The 25217-nt window shown below is 69.7% G+C and carries 18 protein-coding genes; 5 read left to right on the plus strand and 13 right to left on the minus strand.

All coding sequences use genetic code 11. The features are described 5' to 3' along the window. Position 1: 1 nt before the first annotated feature. Genes AB0M47_RS05750 through AB0M47_RS05775 form a run of 6 tightly spaced genes read right to left on the minus strand, consistent with a single transcriptional unit; the run spans position 2 to position 6417 of the window. The gene (locus tag AB0M47_RS05750; RefSeq protein ID WP_363408969.1) at positions 2–1228 is read right to left on the minus strand and encodes an FAD-dependent monooxygenase; all 1227 of its coding nucleotides are present in this window, start codon (positions 1226–1228) and stop codon (positions 2–4) included. Then, the gene (locus tag AB0M47_RS05755; protein ID WP_363408972.1) at positions 1221–2507 is read right to left on the minus strand and encodes an AMP-binding protein; all 1287 of its coding nucleotides are present in this window, start codon (positions 2505–2507) and stop codon (positions 1221–1223) included. The genes AB0M47_RS05750 and AB0M47_RS05755 overlap by 8 nt, the downstream gene beginning before the upstream one ends. After that, positions 2500–3255, minus strand: coding sequence for an amidohydrolase family protein (locus tag AB0M47_RS05760; protein ID WP_363408974.1), 756 nt, complete (start codon positions 3253–3255; stop codon positions 2500–2502). The genes AB0M47_RS05755 and AB0M47_RS05760 overlap by 8 nt, the downstream gene beginning before the upstream one ends. A gap of 2 nt (positions 3256–3257) precedes the next feature. Then, the gene (locus AB0M47_RS05765) at positions 3258–4418 is read right to left on the minus strand and encodes a 3-dehydroquinate synthase II (protein ID WP_363408977.1); all 1161 of its coding nucleotides are present in this window, start codon (positions 4416–4418) and stop codon (positions 3258–3260) included. After that, positions 4415–5188: a 2-amino-3,7-dideoxy-D-threo-hept-6-ulosonate synthase gene (locus tag AB0M47_RS05770; protein ID WP_363408980.1), complete on the minus strand. Its 774-nt coding sequence runs from the start codon at positions 5186–5188 to the stop codon at positions 4415–4417. The genes AB0M47_RS05765 and AB0M47_RS05770 overlap by 4 nt, the downstream gene beginning before the upstream one ends. Next, the gene (locus AB0M47_RS05775; RefSeq protein WP_363408982.1) at positions 5185–6417 is read right to left on the minus strand and encodes an aspartate kinase; all 1233 of its coding nucleotides are present in this window, start codon (positions 6415–6417) and stop codon (positions 5185–5187) included. Before AB0M47_RS05775 ends, AB0M47_RS05770 begins: the two co-directional genes overlap by 4 nt. Positions 6418–6553: 136 nt before the next feature. Here AB0M47_RS05775 and AB0M47_RS05780 point away from each other — a divergent pair, with 136 nt between their 5' ends. After that, positions 6554–8458 carry a chorismate-binding protein gene (locus AB0M47_RS05780; protein WP_363408985.1) on the plus strand — a complete coding sequence of 635 codons (1905 nt, stop codon included), beginning with the start codon at positions 6554–6556 and terminating at the stop codon, positions 8456–8458. Next, entirely contained in the window at positions 8455–8703 is a 249-nt protein-coding gene (locus AB0M47_RS05785) for a hypothetical protein (protein ID WP_363408988.1), read from the plus strand. Before AB0M47_RS05780 ends, AB0M47_RS05785 begins: the two co-directional genes overlap by 4 nt. A gap of 3 nt (positions 8704–8706) precedes the next feature. Here the strand turns inward: AB0M47_RS05785 and AB0M47_RS05790 are convergent, their stop codons facing one another. From AB0M47_RS05790 to AB0M47_RS05800, 3 genes are all read right to left on the minus strand, one after another. Continuing rightward, the gene (locus AB0M47_RS05790) at positions 8707–9186 is read right to left on the minus strand and encodes a hypothetical protein (protein ID WP_363408990.1); all 480 of its coding nucleotides are present in this window, start codon (positions 9184–9186) and stop codon (positions 8707–8709) included. A 9-nt stretch (positions 9187–9195) separates the two neighbouring features. Then, complete coding sequence (gene metG, locus AB0M47_RS05795; protein ID WP_363408993.1) at positions 9196–10644, minus strand: methionine--tRNA ligase; 1449 nt, start codon at positions 10642–10644, stop codon at positions 9196–9198. Positions 10645–10835: 191 nt separating this feature from the next. Further along, positions 10836–11084 carry a hypothetical protein gene (locus AB0M47_RS05800; RefSeq protein ID WP_363408996.1) on the minus strand — a complete coding sequence of 83 codons (249 nt, stop codon included), beginning with the start codon at positions 11082–11084 and terminating at the stop codon, positions 10836–10838. A 325-nt stretch (positions 11085–11409) separates the two neighbouring features. Here AB0M47_RS05800 and AB0M47_RS05805 point away from each other — a divergent pair, with 325 nt between their 5' ends. Further along, positions 11410–12579 (plus strand): glycoside hydrolase family 3 N-terminal domain-containing protein, encoded by a 1170-nt coding sequence (locus AB0M47_RS05805; protein WP_363408999.1) that lies wholly within the window; start codon positions 11410–11412, stop codon positions 12577–12579. A gap of 7 nt (positions 12580–12586) precedes the next feature. Here the strand turns inward: AB0M47_RS05805 and AB0M47_RS05810 are convergent, their stop codons facing one another. Next, on the minus strand, positions 12587–13090 hold the full coding sequence (locus tag AB0M47_RS05810; protein WP_363409002.1) for a molybdenum cofactor biosysynthesis protein: 504 nt from the start codon (positions 13088–13090) through the stop codon (positions 12587–12589). Positions 13091–13162: 72 nt separating this feature from the next. On the opposite strand from AB0M47_RS05810, the gene AB0M47_RS05815 reads away from it, so the two are divergent. After that, a complete protein-coding gene (locus AB0M47_RS05815; protein WP_363409005.1) occupies positions 13163–13654 on the plus strand; it encodes a hypothetical protein in 492 nt (163 codons plus the stop codon). A 6-nt stretch (positions 13655–13660) separates the two neighbouring features. Here AB0M47_RS05815 and AB0M47_RS05820 read toward each other — a convergent pair whose 3' ends face one another. From AB0M47_RS05820 to AB0M47_RS05830, 3 genes are all read right to left on the minus strand, one after another. Next, a complete protein-coding gene (locus AB0M47_RS05820) occupies positions 13661–14248 on the minus strand; it encodes a hypothetical protein (protein WP_363409008.1) in 588 nt (195 codons plus the stop codon). 8 nt (positions 14249–14256) lie between these two features. Next, positions 14257–22998, minus strand: coding sequence for a DNRLRE domain-containing protein (locus AB0M47_RS05825; protein WP_363409011.1), 8742 nt, complete (start codon positions 22996–22998; stop codon positions 14257–14259). Positions 22999–23428: 430 nt separating this feature from the next. Then, on the minus strand, positions 23429–24268 hold the full coding sequence (locus AB0M47_RS05830) for an HAD family acid phosphatase (RefSeq protein ID WP_363409014.1): 840 nt from the start codon (positions 24266–24268) through the stop codon (positions 23429–23431). A 161-nt stretch (positions 24269–24429) separates the two neighbouring features. On the opposite strand from AB0M47_RS05830, the gene AB0M47_RS05835 reads away from it, so the two are divergent. Next, entirely contained in the window at positions 24430–25182 is a 753-nt protein-coding gene (locus AB0M47_RS05835) for a hypothetical protein (protein WP_363409017.1), read from the plus strand. Positions 25183–25217 lie beyond the last annotated feature (35 nt).

The raw sequence follows: 25217 nt of genomic DNA on the forward strand, positions 1-25217 counted from the left end.
TCTACCCCTCCTCCGCGTCGAAGCCGTACAGCCACTGCTGCTGGGCTCGTTGCTGCTCCGGATCGGGCCGGCTGCCGTCGTGCAACGCGGTCGCGTTGCCCCGCGAGATGCTCTGCACGCGTTCGGTCCGGGTCTTGCGGGCGTGCTCGTAGCGGGCCAGCGCCGTGCTCACGCGTACGTGGGCGAGCTGTCTGGCCAGGGTGAACGCGTCCTCGATCGCCTGGTTCGCGCCCTGGGCCACGAACGGCAGCATCGGATGCGCCGCATCGCCGGCCAGCGTGATCCGGGCGGTGCTCCAGGTCGGGATCGGATCGCGGTCGTGCAGCGCCCAGCGGCTGACCCGGTCGGCCTGGGCGAGCAGGTCGCGCAGGTCCGGGTGCCAGCCCTCGTACGCCGCGAGCACCGCGGCCGGGTCGGCCGGGGCGGACCACGATTCGCCACCGTCGTGGGTCGGGGTGGGGAACGTGGCGCCGAAGCTGATCTGCCGTCCCCCGGACACCGGGTACGCGACCGCGTGCTTGCCCGGTCCGAGCCACAGCACGACGCGGGGCGCCTCGGCGAGCCAGGGCGCGGCGTCGGCTGGGACGAGCCCGCGATAGATGGTGTGACCGCTGTAGCGCGGCTGGTCCGGATGCAGCCCGGCGCGGACGGCCGAGCGTACGCCGTCCGCCCCGACCAGCACGGCGACGCGATCCTGCCGGCCGTCGGCGTACGCCAGACCGACTCCGTCGGCGTCCTCGGCGATCTTGTCGATCCGCGCGCCGAGCACGATCGACCGGGGGTCCACCAGCGCCGCCAGCACCCGATGCAGGTCAGCCCGGTGCATCGTCAGGTACGGCGCACCGTACTGGGCGACGCACGACTCCCCCAGCTCGGTCCGGCCCAGCACCTCGCCGCTGTCCCAGGCCCGCATCTCGATCGCGGCCGGGCGTACGGCCACCGCCGCGAGGGCGGGGCCGAGCCCGAGCCGGTCCAGCAACCGGGTGGCGTTGGGGGCGAGCTGGATGCCCGCGCCGACCTCGCCGAACGCGGGCGCCTGTTCGTACACCCGATGGCCGATGCCCCGGCGACGCAGCGCGGCGGCCAGTGCGAGACCGGCGACGCCCGCGCCGACGATGCCCACCGCCCTGGTCCGCGCCGCCGCTACGTCCGCGAACCGCCCGCCCGCGACCAGCCGGCCCGGTGAAAGCCCGGCCGACGACGGCGCGGGAAGTGATGACTCAGCCATAGAGGATCGCCTTGTCCCAGTCCTCGTCCGGACCGAACAGGCTGCGCGGCTTGAGGACGTCCTGCGGTGCGCTCAGCAGCCGATGCGGCACCAATGTCCCCGGTGCCACCCCGTCCACCTGCGGCTCCACGCCGAAGCGCTCGCGGATCGCCTGGGTCAGCGCGGCGCAGGCGGCCGGTCGCTCCGCCGGGGCGACCTCGATCTCGACGTGCAGGCGGTCGGGGAACGCCCGCGCCCGCCAGAAGATCACGCCGAACTCGACGGGCAGCGAGAACACCACCTCTTCCAGATCGTGCTGGCTCACCCGGGCGCTGCCGACCGGATAGCCGAACGCGGAGCGGCCGAGGACCCGGATCGTCGGCAGTGCCCAGCCGCAGGCACAGTCGCGGTAGGACAGTTCGACGTTGTCCTCCAGGTTGTAGCGCAGCAACGGCATGGCTTCGCGGAACAACGGGGTGACGACGAGCTGGCCCGCGCCGTCCGGCCCGATCCGCCCGCTCGCCGGGTCGAGGACCTCCGGGATCGCCCGGTCCGCCCAGAAGTGCAGGTGGCCTTCCGGGCATTCGCCGGCCAGGCTGCCGGTCTCGGTCGAGCCGTACTCCTCCACCACCGGCACGCCCCAGATTTCGCTGATGCGCTTGCGGCGTACGGCGGTCAGGGGTTCGCCGCCGACGTAGAAGGCACGTAGGTTCGGGAAGTCCTGATCCGGTCGATACCCGGCCAGTCTGGCGGCGGCCGCCCAGATCAGCGTCTCCGTCGGCAACGACCAGGTCAGCGTCACCCCCAGGTCGTGCAGCACGCGGACCACCCGCGAATAGGGCATGGCCAGCGACCGGTTGTCGCCGGGGACCACCGTCGCGCCGTGCGACCGGGCCGCCCGGTGTGCCAGGTGCCCGGTGATCATCAGCGCATACGGCGTACGCACGAAGAACATGTCATCGGGGCCGATCGGGATGTACTTGCGGGCGTACCGCTCAGCGAGGTCGACCCAGTCCTGTTCGGTGTAGTAGGACGCTGTCGCCGCCCCGGCGGTGCCACTGGACTCGTGGTAGGTCGCCAGCTCCCGGCGATCGACGGCCAGCAGCCCGAACGGGTACGCGTCCCGCAGGTCCTGCTTGGTGGTGGGCGGCAGATCGGCCAGCCGCTCGGAGTCGGGCAGCCGATCTCGGTAGAACGGCGACCGGCGGGCCCACGCGAACACGGCCGGCAATTGCTTGTCCTGGATCGCGCGCACTTCGTCGAAGTCGCGCCACTGACCCAGTTGCGGAAGATCACTCACGGTGGGCACCTCCCAGCAGGACGGCCGCGTTGTCCCAGGCGATCTGCTGCCAGTCCCGGTCGGGCAGGTCCAGCGCGGCGAACTTGGCCAGCTCCAGCCCGGGGTTCTGCAGTGGATGCTCGGAGCCGAACAGGATCCGGCGCGACCCGAGCGTGCGGACGGCGTACGCCAGCACGCTGGAGTAGCCGCCGGACGTCTCGAAGTGGATGTTGGCGTGCGGCTCGATGAGCTGGATGCCGTGGAAGTCGATCGCGGTCGCGCCGCCGTGCCCGAGCACGAAGGCGACGTCCGGATGGCGTTTGGCCAGCTCGGCCAGGTCGGCGACACCGCAGCCGGGGCGCACGATGCACACGATGTACACCGAGTGGCGGGCTTCGGCCGCGGCTTCGGCGTACCGGTCGATCACGGCGTCGCCGAGCGGCGTGCCGTGGACCGCCGGGGACAGTTCGAGTCCGCTGAACTCGGCCGAGCGGCGTCGGTATTCCTCCGCGCCCTGATGCGGGTTGCCGAAGTAGATCGGGACCAGCCGTCCCGCCGACCCTTCGCAGGCCGCGAGGACCGCGTCGTTGTCGGGGTCCGCGGTGACGAACGTGCCGTCGATCAGCTGGCGGGACAGGACTTCGGGCGGGAGGATGCCGCCGGCGGCGACGGCGGCCACGGCGATGCCGTGCCGGTCCATCGCCGCCGTCAGCCGGTCGAGCGCCTGCGGCCCTGGAGCGAGCCGGGCATGGAAGTCACATAGACGCATGCCTAATTCTCCAGGCAGAACTCGTCGATCGGGTAGCCCACGTGCCGGTCTTCCGTCGGCAGATAGCCCAGGACCTTGTCGCCCGGCTTCAGCTCGGTGGTGTTGAGGACGGTTCCGCCCGGCCCCAGCACGCGCACGTGCCAGTCGTCCTGCACGATCAGGTTCACCTGGCGGCCGTCCGGGGCCACCGCGTCGATCGCGAGCAGCGGCCGGGTCTCGATCTTCACGCGGCCGACCGTGACGAGCCGGGTCTGCCCCTTCGAGTCGACCGCCCGCACCTTGCTGCCGGCCTTCAGCTCGCTGAGATAGTGCGTACGCCCGGCACCGGACAGCGTGTAGGAGTGGATCGCCCCGGCGTTGACCCGGAACGGCCGGGTCGGCATGTAGGGCAGCGGATGGGTCTCGCTGCAGCACAGGATCATGCCCTTGGAGTGCGAGCCGACGAGGATGCCCTCGTCCTCCCGGAAGTGCGAGCAGGTGTCGACGCAGGCCCGCTCGCCCATGCCGATGTGCTCGGTCGCCACGACCTGCAGCTCGACCAGGCTCAGCTCGCCGCCGCCGCCGACGGCCACCGAGCGCAGCTTGGTGGCGTCGCCGACGCGCTGCGGCGCCAGCAGCACACCGTCGGAGCCGCGTTCGAGGACGCCGTAGACGATCTCGGCCTCGGGCAGGTCGGCGACCTCGGTGACGATGACGCCGTCCGACTTGTGCGCGGCGGCCAGCACGATCTCCAGCGGGATCTTGGTCGGATCGGTGAACCGGATCAGCGACCACTGCGACTCCCGGGCGGCCACGCAGGCTCGTTCGAGCGTCGCCGCGTCGGAGACCTCGACGAACTGGCCGTACTGCACGCCCGCGCGGGTGCCGTAGTGCGCGGGTACGCCGTGGGTGGTGTCCAGCAGCACGAGGTCGACGCCGTCCAGCTGCTCCGGCACCTCACCGTCAAAGGGCTGAGCCGTCTGGGCCGGCGCACCGTCCTCCCTGCTACCGCCGGATCGAGCGGGCGCCGGCGCAAGCACTCGGCGTACCGTCGGGGGAATCGCGGACAGGTGGCCGGGATCGGCCGCGACGATCGCGTCGATCCGCTGGTGAATCGCCTCCTCGACGATCGCCTCCCGCAGTGGCTCGGGGACCTGGCGGATGTCCAGCCAGCAAACCTTCATGTCAGAGCTTCCTCTCGTACGCCGTGGACGTGCTGTGCGATGAGCCGGGTGAGGTGCCCGGCGTCGGGGGCCTGGAAGATGTTGCGGCCCATGGCCAGCCCGGCGGTGCCGGCGGCCAGGGCGTCGTCGACGAAGGCGAGGATCTCGCCGGTGGCGTTGAGCCGGGCGCCACCCGCGACGATCAGCGGGATGGGGCAGCTGGCCACGACGTCGGCCATGGCGTCGACCTCGCCGGCGTACGGCGTCTTGACGATGTCGGCGCCGAGGTCGGCCGCGAGCGTCGCGGCGTGGGCGATCAGAGCCGGGTCGCGCGGGTTGGCGATCTCCGGTCCCCGTGGGTAGATCATTGCGAGCAGCGGGAGCTGCCAGCGGTCGCACTCGTCGGCCACGCGGGCGAGGTCGGCGACTTGCTGGCGTTCTTCGCGGGCGCCGAGGTTGACGTGGACGCTGACCGCGTCCGCGCCCAGCCGCACCGCACTGTCCACCCCCGCGACCAGGTACTTGGCGTCGGGGTCGGGCGCGTGCCGGGTGCTGGCGCTCAAGTGGACGATCAGCGCGGCGTCGCCCAGGACGCCGGGCGCGAGACGCGCGGCACCGCCCCGGTGCACGACGATAGCGTCGGCGCCGTTGCCGGTCAGCTCGCCGACGAGCGCGTTGAGGTCGCCGCGCGGCACGATCGGGCCGTCGGTGACGGCGTGGTCGAGCGGCACGGCGAGCAGCCGGGGGCCGTGCCGGAACAGCCGCCGCAGCCGGAGCTCCCGGCCGCTCACGGCAGCAGCTCCAGCGAATAGTCGTCCCGGTCGAGCGCGAACTCCTGGTGCAAGAGGATCACCGCCTCGGTCAGCCGCTGCCGCGGCACGGTCACGGACGTGCGCAGCTGGGTCGCGGAGACCCAGCTGGTGGGGATGTCGGCGCCGGTGAGCGCGCCGAGCATCCGGGCCGCCAGCTCCGGCCGGTTGAGCAGGCCGGTGCCGACCAGCGACACCTTGCCGACGTCGGCGTTGACGTCGACCTGGCCGCCGTGGCGGCTCGCCGCGGCGGCCAGTCCTGCGTGGACCAACTCGACGCGGTCGGCGGGAACGGTGAATCCCATCCGGAACTCGGCCTCGCCGCTGCCGGAGCGCGCCACGAGGTCGGCCGGGACCCCGGCCGCCGCGAGCACGTCGAAGACCTCGGCGGCCAGGTCGTGGTCGGCGCGTACCAGCACCCGGGCCACCTTGGCGTCGTGCGTGATGGCGACGACCGCGCCGCGGATCTCCATCAGCTCCGGCGGCCCGCTGGTGACGGTGGTGCCCGGCCCGCCCGTGCCGCTGTTGCGGACGTGCAGCTCGACGTTGGTCAGCGCGGCCAGCTCGACCGCCCGCGAATGCATCACCCGCGCTCCGGCGAAGGCCATCTCGGCCATCACGGGCGCGGTGATCACGGGCAGCAGCCGGGCCTCGGGCACCAGTCGCGGGTCGCCGGTGTAGATGCCGTCGACGTCGGTGTAGATCTCGCAGCGCGCGTGCAGGGCCGCGGCCAGGGCGACCGCGGTGGTGTCCGAGCCGCCGCGGCCCAGCGTCAGCACATTGCCCAGGCCGTCCACTCCCTGGAAGCCCGCGACCACCGCCACGACGCCGCGGTCCAGCAGGCTCGTCACCGGCTGCGGGTCCACCTCGGCGATCACCCCGGCTCCGTGGGGACCGGCGGCCGAGATGCCGGCCTGGGCTCCGGTCAGGGACACAGCTGGTACGCCGAGAGCAGCCAACGCCATCGCCATGAGGGCCGCCGAGGCGACCTCGCCCGTCGCGAGCAGCTGATCGATCTCCCGCGCGGGGCGCTCGGCGGACATCTGGGCGGCCAGCCTCAGCAGTTCGTCGGTGGCTGCTCCCCGGGCGGACACGACGACAGCGACGCGATCCCCCCGCCGGTACGCCGCTTCGACGGTCCGCGCGGCCCGGCTCACCTCGTCGACGCCGCCGAGCGAGGTGCCCCCGAACTTCTGCACCAGAATGGTCACGCCAATGGACGCTAACAGCGGCGCGATGCGTACGACACTACTCGTGCGAGTAGCCGATCCCGTCGAACGAGTAGTTGCTGCTCCACTTGCGACAGTGCATCGTCGAGGGTGTTTCCTCGACAGGAGCTGATCGCCAATGCTCACTCACCTGCCCGCTGATCCGCCCGCCGGGCTGTCGGCGCGGGCGTTCCTCGCGGCGCTCGGCGAGACCGTCCTGGCCGGCGACCACGACGCCGTCGCGTTGCTCTACCGGCCCGAGACCGATCCGTCCGCCGTCGAACTGCTGGTCGGCGTACCCGGTGTCGTGGACACCGTTGAAGACGCCTTGACCAGGGACGATGAGACACGCTTGGTGCTGCTGCCCTACCGGCAGATCGCCGAGCGCGGGTACGCCTGCCACGATGACGGCGCCCCGGCGATCGCCGTGCGGGTGACCTACCGCCGGCGGGTGCCGCTGCCGGAGATGCTGGCCGCCCTGCCGAATCAGCCACTGACAGTCACCGATGGCGAATTCGATGTCGCGGACAGCGCGTACGCCGATTCAGTGCGGTCCACAATAGCCACCGAAATCGGTTCGGGAGAAGGCTCGAATTTCGTCATCCGGCGTTCATACCGGGCTCAAGTGAAAGACCATTCAGCCGAGTCGGCGCTGAGCCTGTTCCGGCGGCTGCTGCGTCAGGAGAACGGGGTCTACTGGACGTTCCTGGTCTGTGTCGGCGGGCGTACGCTCGTCGGCGCGAGCCCGGAGAGCCACGTCCGGATAGACGGCGACCAGGTCACGATGAACCCGATCAGCGGCACCTACCGCTATCCCGGCGAGCGGCCCGACCCGGCCGGGCTGCGCCGCTTCCTCGCCGATCGCAAGGAGACCGACGAGCTGTACATGGTGCTCGACGAGGAACTGAAGATGATGGCCCGGATCTGCCCGGACGGTGGGACGGTGCTCGGGCCCCGGCTCAAGCCGATGGCCCGGCTGGCCCACACCGAGTACCACATCGCCGGGTCCAGTTCGCTGCCGCTGCCGCAGATCCTGCGCGAGACGCTGCTCGCCCCCACGGTCACCGGCAGCCCCGTCGAGAACGCCTGCCGGGTCATCCAGCGTCGCGAAGCCACCGGCCGCGGCTACTACAGCGGGGTGCTGGCCCTGGCCGAACCGGGCCGGCGGCTCGACTCGGCGATCGTCATCCGCACCGCCGACCTCGGACCGGACGGCGACCTGACGTTCAGCGTCGGCGCGACGCTGGTCCGGCACTCCGATCCGGACGGCGAGGTCGCCGAGACGCACGCGAAAGCCGCCGGATTCCTCACCGCCCTGCGGTCCATCACCGATCCGGTACGCCCGACGGCCCGGTGGACTCCCCCGCCCGAGCTCGACGCCGAGCTGCGGCGCCGCAACGCCGGGCTGGCCCGCTTCTGGTTCGGGGACCGGCCCGGGCTGCGGGTGCCGCAGTGGCGCACACTCGTCGTCGACGCCGAGGACACCTTCACCGCGATGCTCGCCGTCCAGCTGCGTCACCTCGGGCACGACGTGGACGTCCGCCGGTTCTCCGCCGTCACGGTGTCCGATCTGGACGACTGGGATCTCGTGGTGCTCGGTCCCGGGCCGGGTGATCCGCGCGACGACGGCGACCCGAAGATCGCCCACCTGCGTACGCTCGCTGCCCGGCTCGTCGCCCAGGAGCGCCCGCTGCTGGCGGTATGCCTGGGTCACCAGATCCTCAGCCGGCACCTCGGCCTGCCGCTGACCCGGCTGCCCGAGCCCAACCAGGGCCGCCAGCGCGCGATCGACCTGTTCGGCGTGCCCGTTGTCGCCGGCTTCTACAACACCTTCGTCGCCCGCGCCGACGCCGATCGGCTCGGCCCTGTCACGGTCAGCCGCGATCCGGCGACCGGGGAGGTCTTCGCGATGCGTGGTCCACGATTCCGGTCGCTGCAGTTCCACCCGGAGTCCATCTTGTCCGCCGACGGCGTACGCGTCCTGGGGCAACAGCTCGACGGGCTGCTCGGCGAGCACCGCGATGATCTGCTGGTACGCCGATGACGCCGCAGGCGGTGGCCGAACCGGCGCTGCCAGGGTTGCAGGGCCGGCTCGACCGGATCGATCTGGAGATCATCGCCCTGGTGCGGCAGCGGATCCTGATCGCGCACGAGGTACGCCAGGCACGGCTGGACGCAGGCGAGACCGGGTACGCCCACGAGGAGGAGCTGGCCGTGGCCCGCCGGTTCAGCCAGCTCGGCCCGCACGGAGCCGAGCTGGCCGCGATCCTGTTGCGGCGGTCGCGCTGAGGCCTACTGCTGCGGCGGGGTCTGCGGCCAACCGGCCGGCGGCGACGTCGGCGCGGGCGGCGGGGCGTACGCCCCGAAGGCCGGTGGCTGAGCCTGCGGCGGGACGGGCTGGCCCGGCCAGGCGCCGACCGGCGGCACAGCCGGCGGCTTCGGCCCGGTCGCCCCGACCCGGGGCAGCACCAGCGCGGCGATCAGCAGCACGATGCCGAGGTCGAACACGATCCGGCTGGCCGCCCAGACGAACTCGTTCGACCCGGTGATCACTTCGAAGTCCTGCAGCAGCCAGTACAGGTCGGCCAGGCCGATGAAGGCGAGGCCGGCGACCGCCGCGAGCGTCGAGAGCAGACCGTTCTTGCGGACGCGGAGGAGCACCGCGACCGCTCCGAGGAACGCCAGCACCAGCAGCGCGGCGTCGTCGATCTTCGCGAAGGTGGTGTAGAACCCGAGGTCCACGGCCTCGAGAGGGGTAGCGGCGAGAGGCATGGGCTGAACCTATCCGATCCGGGGGAACGCCGGTACCGCCGTCTCTCCCGCGCACTGGGCGAGCAGGCGGGCAGCCCCGTCGGGAAGGAACGGCGTGAGTTCCGCGGCGATCAGGCGGCAGGCGGACAGCAGGTCGGCCAGCACGGCGCTCTTGGCCGCGGAGTCCCGGTCGCCGAGCTGCCACGGCCGGGTCGCGTCGATGTGCCGGTTGGCCTGCTCGACGGCCGAGCAGAGGGTGCCGGTGGCCGACCGGAAGTCGCCGACACCGAGCGCCCGGCTCACCTGGTCCGGCAGTACGCCGAGCGCTGCGGTCAACGGTCCACCGGCCCCGCCCGGTGGCGTCGCGCCGAAGTGCTTGCGTACCAGTGTGGTGGTGCGATGGACGAGGTTTCCCAGGCCGTTGGCGAGGTCGCGGTCGGCCCGGTCGATCAGCCGCGTGGTCGTGAAGTCGGTGTCGCCCAGCCGGGCGACGTCGCGCAGCAGCCACCACCGCACGGCGTCGGAGCCGTAGCGGCCGATCAGCCGCAGCGGGTCCACAGTGGCGCCCGCGCTCTTGCTGATCTTCGCCCCGTTCAGAGTGAGATAGTCGTGGACCAGGATGGTGGTGGGCAGCGGCTGACCGGCCGACAGCAGCAGAGCCAGCCAGTAGACGGCGTGGAACCGCACGATGCCCTTGCCGATGACATGGATGCGCTCGTCGGACTCCGTCCACCAACGCCGGTACCGCTCGGATTCGTAGCCGAGCGCGGTGACGTAGTTGCCGAGCGCGTCCCACCAGACGTAGACGGTCTGGCTGGGATCGCCGGGCACCGGGATGCCCCAGCCGCCGGAGCGGGCCGCCGGTCGCGAGACGCTGATGTCGGACAGGCCGCCACGCAGGAAGGCGAGCACCTCGTTGCGCCGGGCCGCTGGTTCGACCCGGACACGGCCGGACTCGATGGCCGCGAGCACCTCGTCCTGATAGCGGGACAGGCGGAAGAACCAGTTCGACTCGGTCACCGGCTCCGGCGCGACTCCATGCTCGGGGCAGACGCCGTCCACCAGGTCCACCTGGGCGTAGAACTGCTCGCAGCCCCCACAGTAGAGGCCGGAGTACGAACGGCGGTAGAAGTCGCCCCGGGCGGCGCACGCCGCCCACAACCGGGCTACGCCGTCGATGTGCCGTGCGTCGGCGCTGGTCCGCACGAAATCGTCGTACGCGACCTGCAACGGTTCGGCGAGCGCGGCGAATCTGGCGGCGTTGCCATCGACGAACGTACGCGTGTCCACCCCGGCTGCGCGGGCGGCGACCACGTTCTTCAGGGCGTTGTCGTCGGTGCCGGTCAGCAGTCGCGCCTCGTGCCCGGCTCGGCGCGCGTGCCGGGCCAGGACGTCGGCCTGCACCAGTTCGAGGGCGTACCCGAGATGCGGTTCGGCGTTGACGTAGGGAATGGCGGTGGTGACATAACGGCGTCCCATGGCGGGTCCTTTCACCCTGACCCGCGTACGCCGAGCTACCCCGCCGCCGCGGGGTCTGTCGTCGGATGTGTCAGCGCACGACCGATGGCCCCGGGAAGGGGCCCATCATGCGTACGGTCGGCGCTGGCTGCATGGCCGCATCGTGGCACGCCGCCCGGAGAGCCGTCATCCGGTTTTCGGCGCCAAGGCGCTCAGGCCGGATAGTCGAGCACGAGATACTCGTACTCGCCGAAGTCGACGACCTTGTCCCGATCTTGGTCGACGAACACCGTCAGATACACGTCCCCGGTCGCACCTGGCGCTTCCCGCCGCGCGGCGATGGTGGAGATGTAGATCTGCCCGAGGTCGGCCGAGTACGGCTGGATGCGGGTGTCCACGAAGTAGTTGTTGCGGACGTCGACGAGGTTGAGGCGGCCGCTGCCGCGGTCCGAGTCTGCCATGCCCATGCCCGGCGCGAACTGCTCGGTGTCGGCGACCGCCAGGCCGTCGCGAAGATTGAAGATGGTGGGATCGGTGAAGGCGCAGATCTGGACGGCCAGATCCTTCGGCGGGCGCGGGAACCGTACGCCGGGAAGGGCTGAACGGCCGGTGGCGGCTCGCGTACCGTCGCGGCCACCCGGCGATCAGCCGGAAACGGCGTACCCGTGGAGGAAGGCCTGGCCGAGCGCGACGCCGGCGAAGGCGAGAAGCTGTGACTCGACGGCAAGGCGACCAAGCCCGCGCGAACGAGCCACGCCTGGTGCGCGGCTGGGCTACCTTGGCGTGATGGGACTGAGCCGCCGTCACCTGCTGACCGCGGCGGGCCTGAGCCTGTCCGCCGCCGCCTGCGGCTCGAACGGCGCGCCCGCGGGCTCCCCCACGGCCACCACACCCGGTCCGGCCAGCCCCACGCCGACCGCCACCGGGCTTGACGAGGCCGCGCTCCGGCGTAAGGTCGCCAGCCTGCTGGTGGTCGGCTTTCGCGGCCAGAGCGTCAGCCCCGACGACTGGATCGTCAAGGCGATCCGGGAGCAGCACATCGGCGGCGTCATCCTGTTCGACACCGACCAGCTGACCGGCCAGCCGCGCAACATCACCTCACCCGACCAGGTCACGAAGCTCGTGACCACCCTGCGGGAGGCCGCGCCGGGACCACTCATCGTCTCGATCGACCAGGAGGGTGGGCGGATCTCCCGCCTCAATCCCGGCAACGGCTTTCCCGCCAGCCAGTCGCAGGCCCAGGTCGGCGCGATCAACCAGGCCGCGCACACCACGGCCTGGGCCCAGGGAATGGTACGCAGCCTGACGTCGGTCGGCGTGACGATGAACTACGCACCCGTCGTCGACCTGGCCACGAACCCGAACAATCCGGCGATCGCCAAGCTCGGCCGCAGTTTCTCCGCCGACCCCGACGTGGTGGTCGCCAACGCCACCGAGGAGATCAAGGTCCACCGGGCGAGCAAGATCAAGACCTCGATCAAGCACTTCCCCGGGTTCGGCAGCGCGACCGGCAACACCGACTTCGACGTCGTCGACGTCACCGGCACGTGGAAACGCAGCGACCTGGTCCCGTTCCAGCGGCTCATCGCCGCCGGCACCGCCGACTCGGTGCTCGTGGCCCATCTGCTCAACCGGCAGCTCGACCCGGACAAGCCGATGTCGTTGTCCCGCAAGGCGGTCAACGATCTCCTGCGCGGCGACCTCGGCTGGACCGGGCCGGTCGTCAGCGACGACATGCAGGCCAAGGGCATCACCGCCAAGTACGGCACGGACGAGGCGTTCACCCTGGCCGTCCAGGCCGGCGTCGACCTCCTCGTGTACGCCAATCAGCAGGTCTACAACCCGCGGATCGTCACCGAGATCCTCGATGTGGCGGTGAACCGGGTCAAGCGCGGCGACCTGACGATGGCGCAGATCGACGCGGCGGTGGCCCGGGTCGACACGCTGCGCCCCTGAGTCGGCGTCAGTCCTCCGGTGGAATGATCTCCTCCTCAGACGGGATGATCTCGACGAGGACCGGGCCGACCCGCAGGACACCGTCGGTCAGCGGCGTACACCGGATGCCGCCTCTCCCCCGCAACTGATCCCGGGCGCCCGGCCCGATCGTCACGTCCATCCAGGCACACGGGTTGGCCGGGCGGTTCACCCGGAGGCGTACCGGGCCGTCGCCGCTGTCCAGCACCAGGATGGAGCCCACCAGGTCGTCGACGGCCACCCCGGCCAGCAGCACGTTACGGCGTACGTGGGTCAGGTCGGCGCCGGGCGGCAGCGAGTCCTGCGCGATCACGGTCACCGCGGCGTCGAGGTGCGCCCGATGCCCGAAATAGCGATCACCGACGATGCCGAGACCGGCGCGCAGGCGTACCTCGGCGACCAGTTCGCCCACTGGAGCGGGAGCCGGCCCGTCCTGAGGCCGTCCCTCGAATCGATGGACCGGTGAGGCGAGCAGCTGCACGATCTCCGGCATACGCGCATGGTACGCGGAACCGGGTTTGCCGAGTATCCGCGCACATCAACCCGTGCCCGCTACGGTGGGAGGATGAGCGAGAACCCGCTCACCCCAGCTGAGCTGGGCGAAGACCCGGTCGAACCGGTCACCTCGCCTCCGTCTGGGCGGCGTACGTGGCCGATCTGGGTGGCGATCGGCGTCGCCGCCGCGCTCTTCCTGTGCTGTGCCGGGACGGCCACCGCGGGAGCGGTCGTGTGGAAGCTGCGCCACGACGACTTCACCGTCAACGGCGACCTGACCTTGTCCGGCAGCGGCACGAAGGACGGCGCGGCCTGCTCGGGCAACGAGATGTACGGCGACATCGCGCAGGGCACCCAGATCGTGGTCAGTGACCCCGAAGGCACGATCGTCGCGGTCGGCACCCTCGGCGACGGCGTCACCAAGGGGCCCGACTGCGTCTTCCCGTTCACGGTGGAGCACGTGCCGAAGATGGAGAAGTTCTACGGGATCACGCTCGGTCAGCGCGGCACCCTGACGTATACGCCCGACCAGATGAAGGAAGGGTTGCACCTCTACCTGTAGGACTCGCTACCGGCCGAGCTTGGCGACCGCGATCCGGGCCGCCTTCTTCGCGATCGGAATGGGACTGTCCACGTGCCGGCCGATCTGCTCCACCGCCCGGGTGGCCTTGAGCTTCGTCAGGGCGGTGATGGCGAAGGCCACTACGTCGTCGTCGTCCAGTTCGCCGATCAGCGCGTCGATGACCTCTTCCCGGCGCGCGCCCTGACCGATCCGGCCCAGCGCCTGCACGACCATCTGCCGGGCGCCCCGATAGCCTCGATCGGTGGCCAGCTCGAGCATCTCGTCGAGCAGGGCGGCGTCGGCGGCCTGGTCCAGCGCGTTGCCGACCGTCCACTTGTACCCCTCCGGCAGCCGCGGGTCGCGGAAGAGGCGTACCAGGGCGGGTCCGGCGTCGGGCCGGGCCGCCCGGACGGTCAACGCCCGGGCGACGGCGTCCCACAGGTACCACCGGTCCCGATCGGGCAGGTCCGCCGTCCCGAGCTCGTCGATCCAGCGGATGAGGACCGGGACGGCGGCTTTGGGCAGATCCTCCAGGGTGGTGAGGTCGCCGGGGTGCTTGACCTGCACCCCGGCGGCCGCGAGATCTTCCGTCATCTGGCGCATCACATGTGCAAGGGCGGTAGCCATTTGTAGATCCTTATGAGCCGCAGCTGCTGAGCCGTGCGCATGGCCGTCGTGATGATCGCGTCCTGGCGCACGATGTACACCGGGATCTTGCCGACCGACTCGCCGTACAGTATCAAGTCGAGGGTCTGACCAGTGAAGTCGACGGTGTCCTCGGCCTTGACCTCGACCACGGTTCGCCGTTTGGCGTTGTAGTCCGGGAACCGGCGGGCCGCCTCACCCGAGAGCGATCGGACCGCCTTCTTGCCCCGGGCCGGGATGCCCAGCGCCTTCTCGGCCGCATCGCCCACGATCTTGTTGATCCGCAGTTGCGCGATCCGTGCGGCCCGCTTGGCCATCACCGCCGCTTCGGCGGCCTTGGCTGCCTGACGCGCCCGAATGACGTTCTTGATCTTCGCGATGCCCTTGCCGCCGAAGACGAGTTCGGCGACGGAGAACACCGCACGTCCGATGGCTTCGCCGTAGTTGCCCCGGTTCCAGTCGTCGGCGATCGGATCCCAGATGCTGTGCCAGACGCCACCCCAGAACTCGCCCGGGTTGTCGCCGGCGTAGTTCCACAGCTCGCTGATCTGCTCGCCGCAGGGGAAACAGCCGACCACCGCGGCGCCGAAGTCCCACAGTCCGGTGACGGTCGCCCAGGCCTGCTCGCCGAGTCCCTTGAAGAACCCGCCGACCTGCTTGAGCCAGTTCGGGATCGAGAAGTGGCCGTCGACCTCGAAGTTGCCGACGGGGTTGCCGGAGGCGAACAGGTACCGGTTGGCGGTGCCCGCACCCATGCCGAGCTGGAAGTCGGCCAGGGCGCCGGTGTAGAAGTCGGGCGTGAGGAATCGCGACGCGGTCGGCGAGTAGTCGCGGAATCCCATGTCGTAGGTGCCGCTGGCCTGATCCCACCGTTGGGCGTTGAACCGGTAGAGGTTCACCGGCCGCTTGACGCGGAGCAGGTCGGCGGAGTCGGGCTTGTCGACCCCGGTGAACATCGGGGCGTCGTCCTGGCCGTACGCGGTGTACCCGTAGGTGGCCCGGGTGTTGCCGCTGGTGTCGGTGATCGCTTCGACGTCACCGCGGGCGTTGTGCACGTAGTTGAACTCGCCCGTGGGTCCGCCGTCGTTCGCGGTGACGGTCTGCGAGATCCGCTCGCTGCCGGCGCCGTACCGATAGGCGGTGGTGCTCGTGGTGCTCGTGGCGACACCGGCGGTCCGTTGTTCCGACAGCACCAGGTCGCTGGCGCCCATGTACCGGATGGTGGTGTCGGCCTGGCCCTCCAACTGCGCGCCGGTGTCGCTCGCGCCGTAGATCTTCCGGCTCGTGGAGGTCGTGCGGTTCAGCGTGTCGTACGCGTAGTCGGTGATGGACTGATACCGGAAGTAGGAGACCTCGTTCCGGATCTTGCGGTCGAAGCCGTCGTAGGTGTACCCGCTGAAGCTGTTCGACGGCTCGCCGGGATCGCCGCCGCTGACGATCGACGTGGACCGGATCTGCTCGGTCCGGCCGAACGGGTCGTAGTAGTAGAAGGACGAGGTCGTGGTGGTGGTGCCGTCGTCGTTCGGCGACCCGCCGATGGTCTTGGTCAACCGGTTGCGGTCGTAGAAGTTGGCGGTGGTGCTCTTCTTCCCGCCGGGCTCCGCGAACTCCTCGGTGAGGATGTTGCTGTTCGCGTCGTAGACGTACTTCTCGGTCCGGTCCGTGCCCTTGGTGACCTGGGTGACCCGATCACGCGGGTCGTACTGATAGGTCAAGGTCCGGTCGAGGTACGCGCTGGTGTCGTCGGCGTTCATCAGCCGCGCGACGTCCTCGGACGGATTGCCGTTGAGGTCGTACTTGAGCGTGTGTTCGGCGATCAGGCGACCGGGCGTGCCAGTGTTCTCGGCGAGGTGGCGCAGCCGCCCGTCGGCGAAGTACGTGTAGTCGACGTTCCCGCCGAGAGGCTTGGTCTGGTGTGCCAGCTGGCCGCGGGGCGTGTAGGTGTACGCGCTTATCCGTGGGTTCGGATCGCCGGCCTGGGCAAGGTTCTTCGCGCTTGTGACGAGGTCCCGGGCGTCGTACGCGAACTCGTCGATGAGCGCGTCGAAGGTCCGCTTGGTCACGTTACCGTTGGCGTCGTAGTCGTAGGTGGAGGTGTGCTGCACCGCGCCGGCGTCGACCTCGTTCATCGCGGCCAACTGGTTGAGACCCGTGTAGGTCATCGTGTAGCGATCGATCTGAGAGCCGGTGCTTCCGTCGCTCAGCGTCGTGAGGTTGCCGTTGGCGTCGTACGTGTAGGTGTACGACTGCCGCTCGTTGTCGACCACCCCGGTGGTGTCGCGGACGAACTTGATGGCGTCGGCCACGACGACGCCGTTGGCGTTGTCCGACAGCGTGACCATGTCGGTGTTGGTCAGGATCACCATGGGATAGGTGCCGAGGCTGACCCACTCGCCGGCGTGCTGGGTCTGGTCGACGGTCTTGGTCTGACCGAACAACGTGTACTTGGCGTCGGTCGCCGCGCCGGCCACCGCCGGGTACCGCACGAACACCTCGTAGTCGTCGTTCGCGTGGCGGTTCGGCGGCACCCAGGTGAACTTGTTCGCCCCGGTGCCGGGCGCGTGCGTGGCATAGTCGGTGCCGACGTATCCGGTGCCCTGGCTGGTCGTCGTCCAGTCGCCCACCGTGGTGACGTAGTGCTCGTCGGTGTTGTCCCACAGCGACACGTCACTGCCGACCGGTACGCCTTCGTCGGCCCGGTTCTGCAGTTTCCCGTCGGGGTAGTACGACATCGTCATCGTGTGGGTGAGGCCGCCGTCCGCCCCGGTGACGGTTCGGCGGGTCTGCTGACCCAGCGGGTTGTAGTCGAACGTCGTCGAGATGCCGAACGGGTCGGTGGTCGACGCGATCCAGCCGTTGTCCAGGTAGCTGTAGGTGGAGTCGACCCGGGCGCCCGCCGCTCCCGGAACCTTGCCCGACGTCGGCTGGGAGACCTTGGTCAGGTTGCCGACCTCGTCGTAGGTGTACTGGATCTTCTCGCCGACGGTGTAGTACGCGTCGTCCTTGTCGTACGGGAGGACCTGCTCCTTGATCCGGTTGAGTTCGTCGTATACCGCGACCTGTGCGAAGTCGTCCGGATCGTCGGTGGTGGCGACGCCGCGCGGGCTGACCACCTTGGTGCGGTTGCCCACCTGGTCGTACTCGTACCGGGTGAGGTGGTACGCGACGACGCCGCCGACCGTGTCGTACGGTTCCTTGGCCTCGGCGAGCAGCCCACGCGCGTCGTACGTCAGGAAGGTCTGGTTGTTCTCCTCGTCGGTGGTCGTGACCATCAGCCCGTCGTGGTCGTAGCCGACGCTCGAGGTGAAGCCGGCCGCGTCGGTCGAGGTACGCACCTGGCCGTCGCTGTCGTAGGTGACCTTCGTGGTGAAGTCGTCCGGGTCCGCCGTGGCGTTCTTCAGCTGGTCGACCACCTTCGTGGTGTTGCCGACGCTGTCGAAGGTGTAGCTGATGACGCCGTTGCGGGCGTCGGTGATGGTGGTGTTCTGGTAGATCTCGTCGTACGCGTAGCGGGTCACGAAATCGTTGGCGTCGGTGGTGAGGTTGCCGTTCGGCTCGGTCACCGTCAGGACGTTGCCGACCTTGTCGTAGCCGTAGCTGGTCTTGCGGTCCGGTCCGCCGGTGGTGTCCTTCGGCCCGAACGTGGCGGTGGTCCGGTCGCCGGCGTCGTAGGTGGCGGTCGTCAGAGCGCCGTTGGCCGCGGTGGATTCGAGGATGTTGTCGTTGGCGTCGTACACCGGGGCCGGTTTGACGAGGAAGTCACCGGTCGCCGCGTTCTTAGGCACCCGCGCGGTCAGCGGACGGTTCATCAGGTCGAAGCCGAACGTGCTGGTCTTGCCCTTGGCGTCGGTCACTGACACGACGTTTCCGCGCACGTCGTACGCCTTGGTGCTCGTCCGGGTCAGCGCGTCGGTGCTCGTCTTCGGCAACCCCGTGGGGTCGTAGGAGCCGAAGGACGTGCTGTGGCCGTTGGCGTCGGTGATCTTCGTCAGCTGGCCGAAGGTGTCGTACTCGTAGGCGGTCGTGAAGTCGCCGTCGGCCGGGGTGCTGGTACCGGCCGGATCGGTGGCGCTGGTGAGGTTGCCTTCCAGGTCGTAGCCGAACGTCCAGCGGCGGCCCTCGGAGGACTGCTTGGCGATCAGGTCGGCCCAGTGCCCGGTCAGCCCCGATTGGTACGCGTACGTGGCGCCGGGCCAGCCGTTCTTGACCTGCTCGGCGGTCTTCGACTCGGTCGGATATCCCGTCTTCGGGTCGTACGCCGAGGTCGACACCGAACCGTCGGCCTCTTCGAGGCGGATCACGTTGTGGTCGCCGTCCCAGCCGAGCTTGGTCGTCTGGTTCTTGGCGTTGGTGGTCTGGAACGTCCGGCCGTACCCGTCGGTGAGGAAGGTGGCCGGGTGGTTCTCGGCGTCGACCACCACGGTGGTGATGTTGTCGCCCGTCTGCCCGTCGGGGTCGCTGTAGGCGAACGCGATCGGGTTGCCCAGCCGGTCGGTGTAGTCCTTGGTCGCCCAGTGGAACTTCGGGTCGTCGTCGGGCAGGTCGTAGTACCGAAGCGCGGTGCCGTGGCCGCGCGGATCGACGACCTTCACGAGCTTGACGTTCTTGTTGCCTTGCGTCATGTCGTACTGGAACCCGAACACCTTCGGCTGGGTCCATCCTGCACCGTCGATCAGCTCGCCGAGCAGGCCCTTGTCGGTGTAGGTGAAGGTCAGCGTACGGCCGGCGATGTCCACGATGGACCGGACGTGGTCGATGATCTTCGGGTTGGTCAGGTTGCTCTGCCCGGTGACCTTGGCCCAGGTGGTGTCGTCGACGTAGTCGTACGTGTCGCCCTTGGCCCAGTAGGTCAAGGTCAGCACCTGGCGTCCGGTGGCGTCGGTGATGTACTTGAGGAACTTGGTCGGCTTGTTCTGCGAGCGGCGAACCTCATAGGTGAAGGTCATGAGGTTGCCGTTCTTGTCCTCGATCGACGACAGGTACCCGTCGCAGTCGTAGAAGAAGACCGTGCGGTCGGGCCGGGTCATCGTCCAGGCGCGGTCCGCTTCGGTCTGCGCCTTGCACGTGACGAGCTGCTGCAGGAACAGGTGCACGCCCTTCGGCGAGGTCCACTCGTTGGCCGTCGCGTTCCAGCTGAAGGTGTGCGTGGTTCCGTCGCCGTCGGTGAGTTTGACGGTCGTCGGGTTCGGATTCGGGTGGAAGTCCAGGGACGACCCCAGGCGCAGCGGCGACGAGGCCTGCAGCGACCAGCCGTACCCGGTCACCGTGTCGGTGGTGTCCTGCGAGTTGTACGCGAGTCGCAGCACCGTCGAGATGCCCCGGGACGGGTTGCTCAGGGCGTCGTAGGTCCACACGGTGTTGCCCGCGTGCAGGTTGTTCATCAGCGCCGACCCGGCGCCGGTGTCGACCCCGTCGTAGCTGTAGAAGCCCTCCAGGCCGAGCTGGTCCGACGTGGGTTCCTCGACGGCGACCTTCTGGTCGAGCGCCGCGATGCCGGCGGAGGCGGACAGCCACTGACCGGTCGTCTTGTTGTGCAGCTCCCACTTGAGCACGTAGTCGGTCCGCTTGTTCGCGTCGGACGACGCGGGCGTCTTGACCGTGGCGGTCACGTCGGCCGTCGACCCGGCGGTGATGTCGCGCGGCAACGCGGTCGCGACCTGGTTGCCGCTGGTCGTGACGTCGGTGCCGTCAGGCAGCGTCCAGTGGTAGGACAGCTCCCAGTTCGCCGCGGGCCAGGCCGTGGTGGTGGGGTTGGAGACCGAGACGGTCACCGGGTAGGTGCTGGCCGGCGCCATCAGCCCGGCGGTGCCGGGCGCGTAGTAGGTGGACTCGGCGGTGGGTTCCAGGTAGGTGACGCGCAGCGTCGGGCGCAGCATCGGCTCGGCGCCTTCGCTGGACAGCAGCATCGCGCGCTGGGTCGACACCGCCTCGTCGCGCATCTTGAGCAGGAACCCGTAGTTCGACGCCGGAGTGGTCAGCCAGCTCTTGACGGTGTTGGTGACCGTCCACGACTCCCACTCGGGGTCGTTGGTGAAACCGTCGAAGTAGGACTCGGCCGTCGGGTCGTAGTCACCGCCCGGAGTCGTCCAGGCGGTCCCGGACGCGGCGCTGTTCCAGGTGGCGGTGGTCTCGTCGAAGGCCCGGGTGAGCCGGTGCACGTCGGCCTTGCCGTCGGTCACGTCGCCCGGGTAGAGGCCGGTGTTCCACATCTCCAGCTGCGCGTCGACGACGTTCGCGTTGCCCGGTACGCCCGCCAGGTTGGTGAATTTCACCAGGCCCCGGGTGTCCCCGTACGCGCTGGAGTTGTTGCCCGGTGACACGTACGGGTCACCGCCGTAGACGTTGACGTTGGCCGTGGGCTGCGCCGCCGACAGCGTCGTGTCGGGCACCTGGTTGGCCGTCGTCTCCCGGAAGACCTTGGTGATGCGGCCCGCTTTGGGCAGCAGCACGCCCTGGGTCGGCCCGGCGATCACCTGCCCGTCGGCGGTCTTCACCGCGATCATGTAGTAGTAGAAGTGCCGCTTGAGGGGATCGTTCTCGTCGGTCGGGGTCGGGGACGCCGTGGTGTCCTGGTAGGTCCGCAGCCCCGACGACACCGGGGCGACCAGGGTCGCCGCCGACGGCACGAAGGTCTGGTAGACGCTGCGGTGGACCTGGTACTCGACGATGTCGTCCGCGGTCGAACCGGACCCGGTCGGGTCGGCGTACGCCGGCCAGGTCAGCGCAGCCCCGGTCGCGGTGATGGTCGTCGGCACGTCCACCGAGACGCCCGGCCGCCCGAACGTGACGACCAGCTTCGGCAGGTTGTAATCGCGCCGGTTGTTGTCGTACGCGTACTCCGACGCCTCGTAGATCGGCCCGCCGCGGCCCTTGTCGCCCTCGTCGACGGCCTTGACCATGAAGCCGTAGTTGGGCTGCGTGCCGTTGACCCAGTCCTGCACGACGTTGCGGACCGGGAAGCTGTTCCACACGCTGGAGACGCCGGCCTTCTTCGTGGTGGTGCCCCACTTGGTGAAGCGCACGGCGTCGGCGATCACCGACTTGTTCGCCACGTCGCCGAGCACGACCCGGCCGGTGGTCCCCGCCGCGAACGGGTGTACGCCGAGCGTCTTCCACACGCCGTCGGCCGCGCCGGTCTGGTCCACCGTGTACGCCTTCGACCCGCCGTTGTAGTACACCGTGTAGGGGGTCGCGGTCGACCGGTCGGACTCGGACGTGAAGTGCACCTCGACCTGATAGTCCCCGGCGTCGGTGATCGTCGGCGTCCACGTGTGCGTGTTGCCGGCCGTCGCGTCGTTGTTGTACCGGTAGTCTGCGCCGATCGCCTTGGCTGTCAGCGCGTTCGCCGAGTACGGCCACGTGCCGGAGAACGAGGTTCCGGCGTCGCCGTCGTCGACCACGATCACGTTCCCCGCGGGCTGGGCCGCCATCGCGGTATTGGTACTCCCCCACGTCGCCGTCGACTCGTCCCAGGAGCTGGTCACCCGCCGCGCTTCCAGGGCCACGTCGTACGAGTAGCTCCAGTGCGTCTGCGAGTAGTAGAGCTGCAACTGCGCGTCGTCGATCGGCGTACCGGCGGGGATGCCCGTGAGCGGGAACCGCACCAGCGACCGCCACGTGTTGGCCGACTCGGTGCCGACCCGCAGCTGGTAGGTGTCGTTGTAGTTCGTGTTCTGGGCTCCCGAGTAGATCTCGACGTCCTGCCCGTCCGTCGGCACCGGCTGGATCTTGATCGTGGGGTCGATCGTCACCGGATACTTCCGGGACGCGTCGGCGAGCCAGGCCGCGTCCGGCACGATCGTGATCTCGGCCGTCGAGCCGTGCTGGGTCAGGATCTGCGCCACCTTGCGCGACATCGTCTTGCCGACATCGGACTTCGCGTCGTCCTTCGAGTCGAACATGTACGGCGCGGGCATCACGAACAGCACCCGGCCGCCGTCCGGCCCGGTGAACTCGATCGACCCGTCGGCCGCCTGGCGTGCGATCAGCCCGCCGGTCTTGATCGACAGCGTCACCGCGAACGGCTCCGCCGGCGCCTTCGCCAGGACGAAGTCCTCCTGCAGCGTCGTCGAGGTCACCTCGTACACGACGTCCGCGCCGGACGCCGCGCCCGGGTACGTGACGGTCGGGCCGGCGACCTTCGGCGTCAGGTCGGCGGGCAGTCCCGCCAGACCCAGCTCGATGTGCCGGCCGCCGGACTCGAACCGCACCAGCTTGTCGCTGCGGTCACCGAAGCGCGAGGTGAAGGCATTCGCGACATTCTGGTACGCCCATCCGCCCGAGCCGGGCCGAACCGTGAGGTCGATCGGCTTCCAGGTACGGCCGTCGCGGTAGTTGAGCGGGGTCTGCGACACCTCGGCCTGCATCCGGCCGTCCGACAGCTGATAGAACCGCCCGTTCTGCGTACGCCGGGCGGTCAGTTCCTTGACCCGCTTGGCCGGCGCCCACGCCGTGCCCTTCGTCGCCGGGTCGTCGTGCGGCACCCCGTCCAGCCTGAGGTCGACCGACTTCGGCGGCTCCTTGGGCCGTGGCGCGGAGGTCGCCCCGAACAGGCGGCGTACCGGATCCCAGAACCCGCCGGGATCATCGGCGGTCTGCTGGGCACTCGACGGTGTGGCGAACGCCGGCACACCCGAACCCATGATCATGACGACACTCAGTGCGCCGGCCAACAGCCAGCGACGGCTCTGGTTTCGCAAGGCCGAATCCTCCCCAGGACCGGGTGCACAGCACCCGAATCGGCCCATCGGCGCGGGGATCACCTGACATCGCGCGGCCCCCGTGCCGACGGTCTTCGGTTGTCGGCGCCGCCGATGCAACTTGCACCCACGACGATGCGCCACATCTTCGGCAGTGACGAACATCGCTGTCAACAGCGTCGAATCGGCCTCTGGTCGCCGCCGCATCGGCGATCGCCAAGCCATCTGCCTGCGGCTACGCGGGCCTTGCCGGGCAGCCCGCAAGCGAGGCGAGCGTTACGGAGCCGTTATCGCTGTCGCGGAGTTCTCGACAGCCGCACGACGCGGACCGTGTCGCACCCCGCGACATGATTTCCATGCATCGATGTCTACGAACGACGAACGGGCGGACCGGAGACTCCCGGCCCGCCCGCGTACGCCGCGAGTCAGCTCACGGCAGGAAGTAGTTCGGGTTCGGCAGCTTGAAGGTGCGGTCGGCGTACCCGCCCTCCAGGTCGCTGAACTGGTCGCCGAAGTTCGCGACGATGTCGTAGCCCAGCGACTCGATGTGCGCCCTGGTCGCCGACTTGTAGTGCACCGTGGTGCAGGAGCCGTTGGTGTCGCCCGCGCAGGCCGCCTGCAGATAGTCCGGGTACTGGGCGACCGGCGGCTTCGTGAACAGCCCGTCCTCGCCGTTGACCAGCGTCGTCGGGGCGGGGTAGCCCGCGTCGACGCCGACTCCGTCCGAGGTCAGGTTGCCCAGCGTGGCCGCCTCCTGAGCCAGCGGCCGCCCGGTCAGGAAGAAGACCGCGTAACCCTGCTCCTGGGCGTACCGGACGAGGTCGACCATGCCGAAGACGGCCGGGAACCGCTGCTCGGTGACGAACTGCCCATTGGTCGTGGGGTTGTACGCCCAGTTGCTGAACACCTCGTAGTTCCAGGTCAGCAACGTCGTGTCGTCGACGTCGAGGACGATCGCCTTCGGGCCGCCCGGCTTGTGCCGCATGACGTCCAGCCACCGCCGGCCGGCCGACGCGACCTTGCGGGCCTCCTCGGCGTAGTTGCCGTCGTCAGCGGCGATGCCACTGCCGAGCGGGTCGCCGTAGTAGTTGCGAAGCTGCTGGCGCAGGACGTCGATGTTGGTGACCTGCTCGGCGTACTTCGGGGTGATGGTCTTGATGGCCGGCTGCGGGGTCGCCGCGGAGGCCAGCCCGCCCACGGCGACCAGAGCGGCCGCCACCAGCGACGTGGTGAGGACGCGGCGCGGTGAGCGCCAGGATCGTGAAGTCACGTCACGTTCCCTTCATCGGGGGTTCACTTTGACCCCGTGACGCTAACGCCAAGATCGGATCCGCGCACGACAGGGCACGCGGGCGAAACACGCTTGCCACGGCGTGCGATGATCGAACCTATGATTCGCCTCATGCGAAAGGGCGTGCGCGCCCTCGCGGTATGACCGCGCCGCGGCACCTTCGTGCCGCCTCCTGGAAGCTGGCCGCTGACATCCGCGACGAATGGCTGCACGTCGGCCTCGCCTGCGGCCCGGCCGATCGATCCTCCGCCGAACACGCGCTCACCAAGGTGTACGCGTCGATGGGCCGCTCCCGGCCGGAGTTCGTCTGGGTCCGATCGCCTCGGGAAGCCCAGCCGCTCGTCCGTGAGCTGCCGACCCTGGCCGGCCTGTACGCCTGGATCACGGCTCCCCCGCCCGACGCCGATCCCCCACTGGCCAGCGACCTGGCGACCGTGGTGGCCCGGCTGCGCTGGCGGATGGACGATCGGATCGACACTCCGGCGTTCGACCCGAAGCCGCCCAAACGCAAGAAGGGCGAGCCGTGGCCGGATCACCCGGTCGACCGCGCGATCGACTTCGGCGTGCCGTTCGTCGAGATCCTGCGCAAGCATGTCCGCGACGAGCTGTTCCTCCAGCTGATCCGGGCGTACGCCGCCCCCGCGAAACAGTCGCTCGGCGAGCCGAGCCCGGTCTGCTGGTTCGGCCAGCAGGAGTCGCACTGGATCGCGTACTACGACGTGTGGCGGCAACTCGGCCTGGCCGACTTCGGCCCGGCGCTCGACGCCCAGCTCGACGTCTGGGGTGACCTCGCCCGCTCGGCGGGCTGGTTCTGGCCCGGCGAACAGGCGTGCGTCGTCGCCGAGCGACCCGTCCGCCCCGGCGTGTACGCCGACGGCTTCACCATCCCCTAGCCAGATAAGCGCTGGATCAGGGACCTAAGTCGAAT

Origin of the sequence: Hamadaea sp. NPDC051192 (assembly GCF_040682475.1) — a bacterium.
GTDB classification, from domain to species: Bacteria; Actinomycetota; Actinomycetes; order Mycobacteriales; family Micromonosporaceae; genus Hamadaea; species Hamadaea flava.